This is a genomic window from Clavibacter vidaverae, from assembly GCF_047529985.1.
Lineage (GTDB): Bacteria > Actinomycetota > Actinomycetes > Actinomycetales > Microbacteriaceae > Clavibacter > Clavibacter nebraskensis_A.
Map to the genome: position 1 here is coordinate 2,126,436 of NZ_JBLJAM010000001.1, position 13,942 is coordinate 2,140,377.

Annotated in this window: 8 protein-coding genes; 7 read left to right on the forward strand and 1 reads right to left on the reverse strand. The window is 71.7% G+C overall.

Annotated elements, in window-relative coordinates:
* The first annotated feature begins 222 nt into the window (after nt 1-222).
* Nucleotides 223-1,041, forward strand: a complete 819-nt coding sequence (locus ACMT9T_RS10090; RefSeq protein ID WP_414745432.1) for a hypothetical protein — start codon at nt 223-225, stop codon at nt 1,039-1,041.
* Nucleotides 1,042-1,767: 726 nt separating this feature from the next.
* Here ACMT9T_RS10090 and budC read toward each other — a convergent pair.
* Nucleotides 1,768-2,535, reverse strand: a complete 768-nt coding sequence (gene budC / locus ACMT9T_RS10095) for a meso-2,3-butanediol dehydrogenase (RefSeq protein ID WP_414745433.1) — start codon at nt 2,533-2,535, stop codon at nt 1,768-1,770.
* 227 nt (nt 2,536-2,762) lie between these two features.
* Between budC and ACMT9T_RS10100 the strand changes: the two genes are divergently transcribed.
* The 6 genes from ACMT9T_RS10100 (at nt 2,763) to uca (ending at nt 13,937) form a co-directional block, all read left to right on the forward strand.
* Complete coding sequence (locus tag ACMT9T_RS10100; protein ID WP_414745434.1) at nt 2,763-3,428, forward strand: 4'-phosphopantetheinyl transferase family protein; 666 nt, start codon at nt 2,763-2,765, stop codon at nt 3,426-3,428.
* Nucleotides 3,429-3,476: 48 nt separating this feature from the next.
* On the forward strand, nt 3,477-6,863 hold the full coding sequence (gene car, locus ACMT9T_RS10105; RefSeq protein WP_414745435.1) for a carboxylic acid reductase: 3,387 nt from the start codon (nt 3,477-3,479) through the stop codon (nt 6,861-6,863).
* A gap of 267 nt (nt 6,864-7,130) precedes the next feature.
* On the forward strand, nt 7,131-8,759 hold the full coding sequence (locus tag ACMT9T_RS10110; RefSeq protein WP_414745436.1) for an APC family permease: 1,629 nt from the start codon (nt 7,131-7,133) through the stop codon (nt 8,757-8,759).
* The gene (locus ACMT9T_RS10115) at nt 8,756-9,598 is read left to right on the forward strand and encodes an urea amidolyase associated protein UAAP1 (RefSeq protein ID WP_414745437.1); all 843 of its coding nucleotides are present in this window, start codon (nt 8,756-8,758) and stop codon (nt 9,596-9,598) included. The genes ACMT9T_RS10110 and ACMT9T_RS10115 overlap by 4 nt, the downstream gene beginning before the upstream one ends.
* Nucleotides 9,595-10,287 carry an urea amidolyase associated protein UAAP2 gene (locus tag ACMT9T_RS10120; RefSeq protein ID WP_414745438.1) on the forward strand — a complete coding sequence of 231 codons (693 nt, stop codon included), beginning with the start codon at nt 9,595-9,597 and terminating at the stop codon, nt 10,285-10,287. The genes ACMT9T_RS10115 and ACMT9T_RS10120 overlap by 4 nt, the downstream gene beginning before the upstream one ends.
* Nucleotides 10,284-13,937, forward strand: a complete 3,654-nt coding sequence (uca, locus tag ACMT9T_RS10125) for an urea carboxylase (protein ID WP_414745439.1) — start codon at nt 10,284-10,286, stop codon at nt 13,935-13,937. The genes ACMT9T_RS10120 and uca overlap by 4 nt, the downstream gene beginning before the upstream one ends.
* The last annotated feature ends 5 nt before the right edge of the window (nt 13,938-13,942 follow it).

A 13,942-nucleotide genomic window follows, 5' to 3' on the forward strand; every position in this document is an offset into this window, starting at 1 on the left:
GCACGACCGCGCCGTAAAGAACTTCCAGGAAGCCTAGAGGACGTGAACGGCGCTCATCTCCTATCGCACTTTGGCGCCTTTTTGCATACAAAACACGAAGGTGCTGTAATCGACCAAACTCGAGAGCGCTACCTAAAAATTAAGCGAGCCGAACCTAGAGGTCGGTCAATACTCGTAACAATGGAATCCGGGGTTTTCGGGGAGGTTGGTACCACCTATAACGTGCAGACCCACCAGCCCACGCACGAGAGGACAGCTCTGGAATCCTCTACAACTGAGACACGGATGCTGATCTGGTCTCCACCAGGCACCACCCATATAGTTTCTGCGATTGAACTAAAACAGGGAGCACTTCACGGCGGTGTGCTGATCGAGGCGTTCCGGGAGGAAATGCTTAGGCGGTTCGAAACGTTTTTCTTTCCGACGGAAACCGTCATGGAGCAGTCAGCATGGGCAGCTAGCGGAAACTTAACCGAGGTTGCAGTAGTACAACATCAACAGCATCTTGACATTTCCGTCGACACGGATACCGATCGCTCGAGTGAGTACATCCGCGGAAGTATTATCCACACAGCGGTCCCGCCAAAGGGGATGAGCGCTTGGCCTCAGCAGGTCTGGGAGAAAATCCGCAATCGCCAAGTGTCGGCTGCGGCGTTCGTCGGCCTGCGCCGATACGACGAGGAGAGCACTGATGGCCCTGAGGAGCAAGTATTCGTGACAGTTGAACGCGATGGTAGGCAAAAGAAGTTTGCTCTCGGGACAGATGGTGTCCCGTCCGTTCGTTTGGTATTAAGCGAAGATGGGCAACCGGCACTCAGTCCAAAGAAGTTTATGCAAGCCGGAGATCTTGCCGCAAAAGACTTCTACGCCGACCTGGATTTGGGATGGAAGTCGAGCTGGACACGAGGGGTCACTGCCCAACAGTGGCTCGCACATCGATGGGATACAGATGCGGATGCGGATGCGGACGCGGACGCACATGGTGAAGCGGACACAGACACAGACGCAGACGCAGACGCAGTGGCTTTAGCCGGTGCCTAAATCGTCGCAAATCGTGATTAACGTACTCTTCCCCAAACGTGGAGGCGTGCGACTCGTGTCGTGGCGATATATATTCATGCTTGTGGTAGCCCCTGTGGGGGTGGCCGCCTTTGGCCTTTGGGCATTCACGAGTGGGGCTGTATGTTTAGTGAATGTCGAGGTTGTAGCTAGCAGCTTTGGTGTTTTAGGCGGGTTGCTTTTCGCGCATGCCATATTCGTTTTTCAACTCCGCGTCACCTATGACTCAGCTAACATCGAGCCCGATGAACCCGAGGCCCAGCAGGAGGACCTGCGCGTCCGGCCATTGATTGATGAAATGTTCGCTGGAGTATTGTACTCGTCTTTAGTCGCGTTAGGACTAACGTTGCTTTGTGCCGCGGTCGCCGCCACTCAACCCGACGGCCGTGAAGTGAACGACGTCATTGCAACGCTTATTCTATTGGTCGCCACACACTTGGCCGGTTGCGTATATCACGTCGTTTCACTTACAACAACCGCATATTCAACCCTACAGAACCAGAGTCGATGATACTCATTCGTGCACATGAATATCGGGTTTTCGTGAAATGGTCTCTTCGTTTCGCGGACGTACCAACGAAACGTCACACCAGTGTAGACTGAGCGACAGGCAAGATCGATAGCGTAAACAGCACGCCTCATGTTTTAATTGGCGTTTTATGGCGCTCCCGATGGGCTACCTACTAATTCGCGTGTTTCCTTTATGCGCTACGCCTGCGAGGGCTGACCGTTGCTCGCCGTGGTGCCGCCGTCGACGGGCAGGATCGCGCCCGTGATGAACGACGCGTCGTCGCTCGCGAGGAACGCGATCGCCGCCGCCACCTCGTCGGCCTCGCCGCCGCGGCCGAGCGAGATGCGCTTCGCGAACTCGGCCTTCAGCTCCTCGTCGTCCTCCTTGCCGGCGACCAGCTCCGTCCAGATGAGGCCGGGCGCGACCGCGTTCACGCGCACGCCGTCGACGCCGTGGTCGAGCGCCGTGGCCCGCGTGAGGTTGCTCACGCCGCCCTTGGCCGCGTTGTAGGCGCTCATGTGGTGGTCGGCGGCCATGCCCGACACCGAGGAGACGTTGACGATGGATCCGCGGGTCGCGACGAGGTGCGGGAGCGCCGCGCGCGTGCCGTAGAAGACGCCGGAGAGGTCGGTGTCGATGACGCGGTGCCACTCCTCGTCGGTGATGCCCGAGATCGGGCCGGCCTGGAACGTGCCCGCGTTGTTGACGAGCACGTCGAGCCGGCCATGCGCCTCGAGCGCGGTGGCGACGGCGCGGTCGGCGTCCGCCGAGACGGCGGCGTCGGCGACGAGCGCGGTCGCGGTGCCCTCGGGCAGCGAGTCGGCGACCGCCCGGACCTTGTCCTCGACGCTGTCGGTGATCACGACCTTCGCGCCCTCGGCGACGAAGCGGCGGGCGGTGGCCTCGCCGATGCCGGATCCGGCACCCGTGATGATGACGACCTTGCCGTCGAAGCGTCCAGCCATGGTGATCCTCCTGATGGGTTCGCGGGGACGACGGGCAGCGTCGCCGCGAGGCGCGCGCACCGCCGTCGGGAGCATCCAGCCGACTCCGCGACGCCGCGACCGTCAAGGGACGTGGAGGCGATTCCGAGGAGGGCGGCGAACGCGGAGGCCCGCCCCGACCAGCCCGGCGGAGGAGTGTAGTACGCCGCCGGGGACCCGGGAACCTCGGAGGAAGCGCGCGTTTAGTTGTGTCAGTGCAACTACTGTCGCGGATCCCCTGGGAGGCCCTCCTCCCCGGATCCGTGGTCGTGGCGTCGGCGGAACACGACGTGGACGGGGTCCTCCTCGGCGACGAGCGAGACGCCGTCGTGACGGCGCTCCCGGGCCGTCGCGCGGAGTTCGTGACCGGTCGCGTGCTCGCACGTCGGGCGCTCGCCGCGCTGGGCATCCGACCCGCATCGATCCCCGTCGCCCGGAGCGGAGCGCCGGTGTGGCCGCCCGGGGTCGTCGGCAGCATCACGCACTGCGTCGGGCTCCGCGCGTGCGCCATGGGACGACGCGACCAGCACGCCGGGATCGGCATCGACGCGACACCCGCCCGCCCCCTGCCGGGAGGCGTGCTGGCGCGCGTGGCGGATCTCGGCAGCGCACCCGTCGCCGCGGGCCTCGACGCGCTCCGGGCAGCCGGGGTCGCGTGCCCGGACAGCGTGCTCTTCGCCGCCGCCGAGGCCGTCGCGAAGGCGCGGACCTCGGCGCACGGCGGGTGGTACGGCATCGACGGCGCGGAGATCGCGCTCCGCCCGGACGGCTCCTTCGCCGTCCGGGCGCGACGGGGACCGGCGTTCACCGGGAGCGGGATGTGGGCAGTGGCCGAGGGGATGGCGCTGGCGGGCATCACGCTCGACGAGGACTGAAGCCGGCGCGCAGGCGCGCGCCGGGACGAACGAGGAGAGGACGAACAGATGGGGACCGAGCACATGGGGACCGAGCACAGGGGCGACGAGCACGACGACACGTCGATCGAGGCGATGTTCGAGCAGCACGCCGGCCGCACGGCGCTACGGCAGCGGTCCGGGCCGGACATCACCGACATGAGCTTCCGGGAGCTGTGGGACCGGGCGAGCGCGCTGGCCGCGGCGCTCGGCGAGACCGTGTCCGCCGGGGACCGCATCGCGGTGCTCGGCACGGCGACCGCCGACGCCGTCACCCTCGACCTCGCCACGTGGATCCTCGGCGCGGTGGGCGTCCCCCTGCAGGCGAGCGCGCCCGTCCAGGCCCTGGACGCGATCATCGAGGAGACGGCCCCGGCCTGGATCGCGGCCACCGCCGAGCAGTCCGCGACGGCCCGGGCGGTCGCCGCGGCATCGGGCGACGGCATCCGGACGATGCTGCTCGACTCGGGATCCGGCACCGACGCTGGCACCGACACCGACCTGACGCTCGACGGGCTCGTCGCCCGCGGGGCCGGCCTGCCGCGCGTGAGCCCGTGGCATCCGGCACCCGGCGAGGATCCGCTCGCGCTCCTGCTCTACACGTCGGGCAGCACCGGCACGCCGAAGGGCGCGATGTACACGCGCTCCATGGTCGAGCGGATGTGGCACGCCCTCCGGCCCGACCCGTCCGCGGAGGGTGCAGCCCCGGCCGCCGACGCGGCCGACGGCATCGTCGGATACGCCTACCTCCCGATGAGCCACCTCACCGGCCGCTCCGCCCTGTTCGCCACGCTCGGCCGCGGCGGCACGGTCGCGCTCGCGACCTCGACCGACCTGTCGACGCTCTTCGAGGACCTCCGGGCCTTCCAGCCGACCGAGTTCGTCTTCGTGCCCCGCGTCGCGGAGATGGTCCGGCAGGAGGGCGACCGCGAGGAGCAGCGTCGGCTCGCCGCCGGCGGCACGGACCCGGATGCGGTCCGCGCCGAGGTCCAGGCCGACCTGCGCGTCCGTGCGTTCGGCGGGCGGATCAGCCAGGCGATCTGCACCAGCGCCCCGCTGACGCCCGAGCTCCGCGCGTACATCGAAGAGTGCCTCGGGATCACCCTGCACGACATGTACGGATCGACCGAGGCCGGCGGCGTCCTCCACGACGGGGTCGTCCAGCAGCCTCCCGTCACCGAGCACAAGCTCATCGACGTCCCCGAGCTCGGCTACCTCACCACCGATCTCCCCCACCCGCGCGGCGAGCTGCTCATCAAGAGCACCGCCGTCATCGCCGGGTACTTCCGCCGCCCGGACGTCACCGCCGCGGTGTTCGACGAGGACGGCTTCTACCGGACCGGCGATGTCATGGCCCGGACCGCACCCGACACCTACGAGTACCTCGACCGCCGCAACAACGTGATCAAGCTGTCGCAGGGCGAGTTCGTCGCGGTGGCATCGCTCGAGGCGACGTACGGCGGGACGCCCGAGGTGCGCCAGATCGCGCTGCACGGCGACAGCCGGCACGCGTTCCTCGTCGCGGTCGTCGTACCGGCGGATCCCGGGGCGTCGGAGCGCGACGTCCTCGCCGCCCTCCAGCGCACCGCCCGCGAGCACGGACTCGCTCCCTACGAGGTGCCCCGCGGCGTGATCGTCGAGCCGCAGCCGTTCACGGTCGATGACGGCATGCTCTCCGACGCCGGCAAGCTCCTGCGCCTGCGCCTCACGCAGCGGTACGGCGAGCGCTTCGCCGCGCTCTACGACGCGCTCGAGGAGCAGCAGACCGGCACCCTCGTGGCCGCCCTCCGCGAGCGCGCCGGCGACGAGCCGACGGTCGACACGGTGGTGCGCGCCGCCCTCCAGCTCCTCGGGGCCGAGGTGTCCCCGGCGACCGCCGCCGCGGCCAGGTTCTCGGACCTCGGCGGGGACTCGCTGTCCGCGCTGACGTTCTCCGGGATCCTCGAGGACGTGTTCGACGCCGAGGTGCCCGTCGGCGTCATCACCGACCCGACCAACGACCTCGCCGCCGTCGCCGCGTACGTGGAGCGCTCCGCCTCCGACGACCGTCCGACCGTGGCCCGCGTGCACGGCGCCGGCGCCTCCACCCTCCGCGTGGGCGACCTCCGCCTCGACCGGGTGCTCGGCGGCATCCCGACGCCGGTCCCCCGCGCCTCGGCCGCCCGGCCCGGATCCCGGACCGTCCTGCTCACCGGCGCGAACGGCTACCTCGGCCGGTTCATGGCCATCGACTGGCTCGAGCGCCTCGCCGCGGAGGGCGGCTCGCTGGTGTGCATCGTGCGCGGCGCCGACGACGCCGACGCCCGGCGCCGCCTCGACGCCGCGTTCGCCGCCGACCCCGCGTTCGCCCGGCGCTTCGCCGAGCTCTCGGGGTCGCTCGAGGTGCTGGCCGGCGACGTCAGCGAGCACCGCCTCGGCCTCGACGACGAGCGGTGGATCGACCTGGCCGCCCGGGTCGACCTCGTCGCGCACGCGGCGGCCCTGGTGAACCACGTCCTGCCGTACTCGGCCCTGTTCGGCCCTAACGTCGTCGGCACCGCCGAGGTGATCCGGCTCGCAATCGCCGCCGGCAGCGTGCCCGTCACCTTCGTCTCGAGCGTCGCGGTGGCGGGCGGCGCGCAGCCGAGCGCGGGCGCCGACGCCGAGCCGTCGGCGCCCGGCGCGCTCGACGAGGACGCCGACATCCGCGCCACGATCCCCGAGTGGGCCGTCGGCGACGAGTACGCCGACGGGTACGGCGCCAGCAAGTGGGCGAGCGAGGTCCTGCTCCGCGAGGCGCACGAGCACCACGGCGTCCCCGTGGCCGTGTTCCGCTCCGACATGATCCTGGCGCACCCGCGCTGGCGCGGCCAGGTGAACCTCCCCGACGTCTTCACCCGGCTGATCTGGAGCGTGCTCACCACCGGGCTCGCCCCGGCCTCCTTCGTGCGGCGCGGCCCCGACGGCGAGCGGCAGCGGTCCCACTACGACGGCCTGCCGGCCGACTTCACGGCAGCTGCCATCGACGAGATCGGCGCCGCGGTCACCGAGGGGCACCGCACCTTCAACGTCGTGAACCCCCACGACGACGGCGTCTCGCTCGACACCTTCGTCGACTGGCTCCGCGAGGACGGCCACGAGATCGAGCGCGTGGACGACCACGCGGAGTGGGTCGACCGGTTCCGCGAGGCGCTGGCAGCGCTCCCCGACGCCGACCGCGCCCGATCCGTCCTGCCGCTGATGCACGCGTTCGCCGCACCGGAGGAGCCGCACGCCGGCTCGGCGATCCCCGCCGACGCGTTCGCCGAGGCCGTCCGCTCGGTCCGCCCGCTCGGCGCGTCGGAGATCCCGTCGCTCGACCGCGCGCTCATCGCCAAGGTGGCGGACGACCTCGCGTTCCTGGGACTGCTCTCGCCGGCACGGGCGGCAGCCGTGTGAGAACCGCGCACGCGGAGTGATCCGGAGGGGCCGGCAGCCACGCGCTGCCGGCCCCTCCGCATGCGGCGGCGGCCCGCGTCGGGCCGGCGGCGGCGACCGGATCCGTCGCCCGCGGAGAAGATACACGCCGGAAACACGAGGGAAACGGCCGCGATACCGGGCAGAACCACACTGGATCGAAATACCTATCGCTCGATAGATACTCCGACCGGGCAACCGGATCTCCGGCGCATCCGCAGCACCGCGCCCTCGTGAGAGGCCAGAAGATTGAGCACCCCGCACCTCCCGCCGCACCCGTCGGCCCCCGTCCCCGTCATCCCGCCCGGCCACGCGCAGGACGCCGCGGCCCCCGGTCCCCTCGTCCCGCCCGGCTACGCCCAGGAGCTGCATCGCGGCGTCGGCCCGTTCTCCTCCTTCGCGGCCGGGTTCTCGTTCGTCTCGATCCTCACCACGGTGTTCCAACTCTTCGGCCTCGGCTTCGGGCTGGGCGGCGCGGCCTTCTTCTGGGCCTGGCCGATCGTCTTCGTGGGCCAGCTGCTCGTGGCGCTGAACTTCGCGCAGCTCGCCGCCTCCTGGCCCATCTCGGGCGCCATCTTCCAGTGGTCGAGCAGGCTGGCGGGCACCACGTTCGGCTGGTTCACCGGCTGGACGATGATCGTCGGCCAGATCCTCACGGTCGCCGTCGCGGCCATCGCCGTGCAGGCCGTGCTGCCGTCCATCTGGGCCGGGTTCCAGATCGTGGGCGGGCCGGACGCGGATCCGTCGGTCGCCTCCCCCACGGGATCCGCGAACGCGGTGCTGCTCGGGATCATCATGCTGGCGGTCACGACGGTCGTGAACATCCTCAGCGTGCGGCTCATGGCGCGGGTCACGACCGCGGGCGTCGCCATCGAGATGGTGGGCGTGGTCGCGCTCGTCGCCGTGCTGTTCCTGCTGCCGAAGCGGGGACCCGAGGTGGTGCTCACGACCGCGGGATCCGCGAGCGAGGAGCCGTACGTGTGGGCCTTCCTCGCGTCCTCCCTCATGGCCGCCTACGTGATGGTCGGCTTCGACTCCGCGGGCGAGCTCGCCGAGGAGACGCACAGCCCGCGGAAGACGACGCCGCGCACGATCATCCGCGCGCTCACGGTCTCGGGGCTCGGCGGCGCGCTCCTCATCGTGGGCGCGCTCGTCGCGGCGCCCAGCCTCACCGACGGGAACCTCGCGACGCAGGGCCTCGCCTGGGTGATCACGTCGGTCGCCGGCGAGGTGGGCGGACGCCTCCTCCTCTGCGCGGTCGCGGTGGCGGTGTTCGCGTGCACGCTCGCCGTGCAGACCTCGGGCACCCGCATGATCTACTCGATGGCCCGCGAGAGGGCCCTCCCGTTCCACCGCCAGCTCGCGAAGGTGTCGCCGCGCACGGGCACGCCGGTGCTCACGTCGGTCGTGGTCGGGGTCGGCGCGGTGCTCGCGCTCGCGGTCAACGCCGGCCAGTCCGCGATCTTCACGGCGCTCTCGAGCCTCTGCATCGCGATGCTGTACCTCGCCTACCTAGGAGTGACGGGCCCGCTGCTCGTCGCGCGGATCCGCGGGCGCTTCCCCGCGGGCGGCGTCGACGAGGACGGCAAGCCGCTGTTCACGCTCGGCCGCTGGGGGATCCCGATCAACCTCGTGGCCGTGCTCTTCCAGGCGGCCATGGCCGTGAACCTGATCTGGCCCCGCCCGGAGATCTACGACCTGACCGGCGAGTCGTGGTGGCTGCAGTACAGCGCGCTCCTCTTCATCGGCGCGACCCTGCTCGTGGGCTGGGGCTACCACGCGTGGCGGCACCGCTCCGACGGGCCGATCCGGCTCACGGAGGTGCCGACGACCGCGACGATCCCGGTGGTCGAGCAGGCGGGGGCGGGCATCCGATGAGGGACCTGCACACGACCGACAGCGTCACCGCGTCCCGGGAGGACGCCCGCGCGCAGGCCGACCGCCGGAGCGAGTGGATGCCGTACGTGCCCGCGGCATCGTCCCCCTTCGCGCCCCCGGGCGTCGCGCCGGAGGAGCTCACCTGGGCCGAGACGGTGGCGCCCGGCGGGTACGCGCACCGGGTGCTGGCGCGCGGATCCCACCTCCGCCTCGACGACCCCACGGGCGACGCGTGCGCGCACCTCGTGCTGTTCGACGCGGAGGCGCCGGGCGAGCGGCTCAACGTCGCCGACACCGTGAAGATCCCGTGGCAGGCGTACCTCGGCCCGGGCTCCCCGCTGCTGAGCGGCGACGGCCGGATCCTCGCGAGCGTGGTCGAGGACACCTCGGGCCACCACGACGCGCTCTGCGGCACCTCCACCGACGCGCTCAACGACCGGCGCTACGGCGGATCCGCGCCCGAGGGCCCCACGCCCAGCGGCCGGTCGCTGCTCGTGAAGGCCGCCGCGAAGCACGGGCTCACCCGCCGCGACCTGCCTCCGAGCGTCTCCTTCTTCCAGGGCGTGCGCGTGGACGAGGACGGCGGGCTGCGGCCCACCGGATCCGCGGGGCCCGGCACGCACGTGACGCTCGTCGCCGAGATGCCGCTGCTGGTGCTCCTCGTGAACGTGCCGCACCCGCTGGATCCGCGGCCCGACCACGTCGTCGGCCCGCTCCGGATCCACGCCTGGCGCGGCTCCCCCACCGGCCCCGCCGACGCCCGCTTCCACGCGACCCCCGAGCTGACCCGCGCCTACCTGAACGCCATCGACCACTGCGAAGCGAGAGGAACCCGATGACCGCTCCCGTGGCATCCACCGTCCCGACCGGCGCCGTCCACGCGCCCGACGCCGTGCTCGACTGGGGCGCCCCGCTCGTCGCGGGCCGCATCGTGCTCGACGAGCGCGTCGCGCCGCTCGCCCCGTGGTCGGCCGTCGTGCGCGCGGGCCAGGTGCTGACCATCGTCGACGTGGGCGGCAACCAGTCCGCCGACTTCCTCGTCTACGACGCGGCGGATCCGGACGAGCGCTACAGCGTGCCCGACACGCTCGTCGCACAGGGCAACGCGTACCTCCGCACCGGATCCGTGCTCATGTCGAACGAGGGCCGGCCGCTGATGACGGTGGCGGGCGACGAGGTCGACCGCCAGGACACCCTCGGCGGCGCCTGCTCGAAGGAGTCGAACACGCTCCGCTACGGGCACCACACCGCGTACCAGCACGCGTGCCGCGAGAACTTCCTCACCGAGGGGGCGCGGCACGGGCTGGGGGTGCGCGACATCGTGTCGAACGTCAACTGGTTCATGAACGTGCCGGTGGAGGCCGACGGTTCCCTCGGGATCGTCGACGGCCGGAGCGCGCCGGGCAAGCGCGTGGCCCTGCGCGCCGAGCGGGACGTGCTGGTGATCGTCTCCAACTGCCCGCAGATGAACAACCCGTGCAACGACTTCAGCTGCACGCCCCTGCGGATGATCGTGGTGGAGCCGTGAGCGGCGGCGAGCGCCGGGCGCTCGACCTCGACCTCGACACCGTCCTCGTCGCGAACCGCGGCGAGATCGCGTGCCGCGTGATCCGCACCGCGAAGGCCATGGGGATGCGCACGGTCGCGGTCTTCTCCGACGCCGACCGGGCCGCGCCGCACGTGCGCGAGGCCGACGAGGCCGTGCGGCTGGGGCCGGCCGCGCCCCGCGAGTCGTACCTGCGCATCGACGCGATCGTCGAGGCCGCCCGCGCGACGGGCGCCGGCCTCATCCACCCCGGCTACGGGTTCCTCAGCGAGAACCTGGAGTTCGCGCACGCGTGCGAGGAGGCGGGGATCCGTTTCGTCGGGCCGACCGCCGACCAGATCCTCGCGTTCGGCGCCAAGCACACCGCGCGCGAGCTCGCCGAGGCGGCCGGGGTGCCCCTGCTCGCCGGGACCGGCCTCCTCGCCGACGCCGACGAGGCCGTGCGCGAGGCCGAGCGCATCGGCCTGCCCGTGATGCTCAAGGCCACGGGCGGCGGAGGCGGCATCGGGATGCAGGCCTGCGCGACCCCGGACGAGGTGCGCGAGGCGTTCGGGCGGGTGACGCGGCTCGCGGAGTCGGCGTTCGGATCCACCGGGATCTTCCTCGAGCGGCTCGTGCGCCCGGCCCGGCATGTGGAGGTGCAGCTCGTCGGCGACGGGGAGGGCCGCGTGGCCGTCATCGGCGACCGCGACTGCTCGCTCCAGCGCCGCAACCAGAAGGTGATCGAGGAGGCGCCCGCGCCCGCCCTGCCCGACCGGGTGCGCGCCGAGCTGCACGCCTCGGCCCGCGCGCTCGCGGAGTCGGTCTCCTACCGCAGCGCCGGCACGGTCGAGTTCGTCTACGACCCGGTGCGCGAGGAGGCCGCGTTCCTCGAGGTGAACACGCGCCTGCAGGTCGAGCACCCCGTCACCGAGGAGGTGCACGGCGTCGACCTCGTCGAGCTCATGCTGCGGCTCGCGCGCGACGGCGCCGCCGGCCTCCCCGACGACCTCTTCACCCGCGAGTGGATCCCGGAGGGCCACGCCGTCGAGGCCCGCGTCTACGCGGAGGACCCGGCGAAGGGGTCCCTCCCGTCGAGCGGCCTCGTGACGCAGGCCGTGCTGCCGGCCGGCCCGGGGATCCGCGTCGACGGCTGGATCGAGACCGGCCTCGAGGTCTCCGCCTCCTACGACCCGCTGCTCGCCAAGGTCATCGCGACGGGCGAGACCCGCGACGACGCGCTCGACCTCCTCGGCGAGGCGCTCGACGGCACGCGGATCGACGGCATCGTCACGAACGCCGGCCTCCTGCGCGCGCTCGTCGACGACATCGAGCTGCGCACGGCCACGCACTCCACCTCCACGCTCGACGAGACCGACGACCCGGCGCCGCGCATCGACGTCGTCTCCCCCGGCACCATGACGACGGTGCAGGACCTGCCCGGCCGGCTCGGCCACTGGCAGGTGGGCGTGCCGCCGAGCGGCCCGTTCGATCCGGTGTCGCTCGCGGAGGCGAACCTCGCGGTGGGCAACCCCGAGGGTGCGCCCGGCCTCGAGATCACGGCGGACGGACCCGTGCTGCGCTTCTCGACCGCGTCCGTCGTGGCCGTGACGGGGGCGCCCGCGCCGGTCACGATCGACGGGTCGCCTGTCGCGATGTGGGAGCCGCTCGAGGTCGCCGCCGGGCAGACGCTCGCGATCGGCCGCGCCGACGGGCCCGGGCTCCGGCTGTTCCTGGCCGTGCGCGGCGGGATCGACGTGCCCGCGTACCTCGGGTCCGCGTCCACCTTCACGCTCGGCCGCTTCGGCGGGCACGCGGGCCGGGCGCTGCTCGCGGGCGACGTGCTGCGGCCCGGATCCCCCGACTCGGACGCCGCCCACCCCGCCTTCCCCGCAGGCGCGCGCCTCGGGATCATCGGCGGCCCGACCCCCGCGCAACGCCGGCCCGCGCTCACCTCGACGTGGGAGATCGCGGTGACGGAGGGCCCGCACGCGGCGCCCGACTTCTTCACGCGCGACGACATCGACGTGCTCTACGCCACCGACTACGGCGTGCACCACAACTCGGCGCGCACCGGGATCCGGCTCATCGGCCCCCGGCCCGGCTGGGCGCGCGAGGACGGCGGCGAGGCGGGGCTGCACCCGTCGAACATCCACGACACCCCGTACGCCGTGGGCGCGATCGACTTCACGGGCGACACCCCGATCATCCTCGGCCCCGACGGGCCCTCCCTCGGCGGCTTCGTCTGCCCGGCCGTCGTGGCGAGCGGCGAGCTGTGGAAGCTCGGCCAGCTGCGGCCCGGCGACACCGTGCGGTTCGTGCCCGTGAGGGAGGCGGACGCGGCGGGTCTCGTCGACGCGCGCGCCTCGCTCACGGTGATCCGCACGGGCGGCGACGGCGACGACGGCGTGATCGGGCGGCTCGAGCCCACCGACGCGCGGCCGGGCGTCGCGTACCGGCGCGACGGCGACGACCACGTGCTCGTCGAGTACGGCGACATGACCCTCGACATCGCGCTGCGGATGCGCGTGCACGCGCTCATGACGCGCCTGGAGGAGCACATGCCGCCGGGCGTGCTCGAGGTGACGCCGGGGATCCGCTCGCTGCAGGTGCGCACGGATCCGCGCGTGCTGAAGGCCACGGCCGTCACGCGCCTGCTCCAGGAGCTGGAGGACGAGATCCCGCCGACCGGGCAGCTCGTGGTGCCGTCGCGCAGGGTGCGGCTGCCGCTCTCCTGGGACGACCCGGCGACGCGCCTCGCGATCGAGCGCTACATGGCGGGCGTCCGCGACGACGCGCCCTGGACGCCGTGGAACATCGAGTTCATCCGCCGCATCAACGGCCTCGACTCGGTGGACGACGTGTTCCGCACGGTCTTCGACGCCAGCTACCTCGTGCTCGGCCTCGGCGACGTGTACCTGGGCGCGCCCGTGGCCACGCCGCTGGATCCGCGCCACCGCCTGGTGACCACGAAGTACAACCCGGCGCGCACCTGGACGGCGGAGAACTCCGTCGGCATCGGCGGCGCGTACCTCTGCATCTACGGGATGGAGGGGCCGGGCGGGTACCAGTTCGTCGGCCGCACCGTGCAGATCTGGAACCGCTTCCGCCGCGGCGGCCTCTTCCAGGAGGACCCGTGGGCGCTGCGCTTCTTCGACCGCATCGAGTGGTACCCGGTCGGCGCCGAGGAGCTGCTCGAGCTCCGCGCCGAGACGGACGCGGGACGCGGGCGCTACGAGACGGAGGACGGCGAGTTCTCCATCGCCGACCACCACGCGTTCCTCGCCGCGAACGACGCGTCGATCCGCGACTTCCGCGACACGCAGACGCGCGCGTTCGAGGAGGAGAAGGCGCGCTGGCGCCTGTCGGGCGAGTTCGACGTGCGCGACGAGCCGCCCGTCGTCGAGGCCGCGACCGTGCCGATCCCGCCGGGCGCGGCCGCCGTCACGGCGCCGTTCACCTCCACGGTCTGGCGCGTCGACGTGCGGCCGGGCGACCTCGTCGCCGTCGGCGACCCCGTGCTCGCGGTGGAGGCCATGAAGATGGAGTCCGTCGTGGGGGCGCCGGTCGCGGGGCGCGTGCTCGACGTCCTCGTCCGGCCCGGCGAGCAGGTCGCGCCCGGGCAGGTGCTCGCCGTGATCGAGGCCCCGTGATCCGG

What these genes read in the sequence shown, in the direction of transcription:
- budC (WP_414745433.1), bottom strand. Translation starts at nt 2,535, where the DNA reads ATGGCTGGACGCTTCGACGGCAAGGTCGTCATCATCACGGGTGCCGGA.
- car (WP_414745435.1), top strand. Translation starts at nt 3,477, where the DNA reads ATGGGGACCGAGCACATGGGGACCGAGCACAGGGGCGACGAGCACGAC.
- ACMT9T_RS10115 (WP_414745437.1), top strand. Translation starts at nt 8,756, where the DNA reads ATGAGGGACCTGCACACGACCGACAGCGTCACCGCGTCCCGGGAGGAC.
- ACMT9T_RS10120 (WP_414745438.1), top strand. Translation starts at nt 9,595, where the DNA reads ATGACCGCTCCCGTGGCATCCACCGTCCCGACCGGCGCCGTCCACGCG.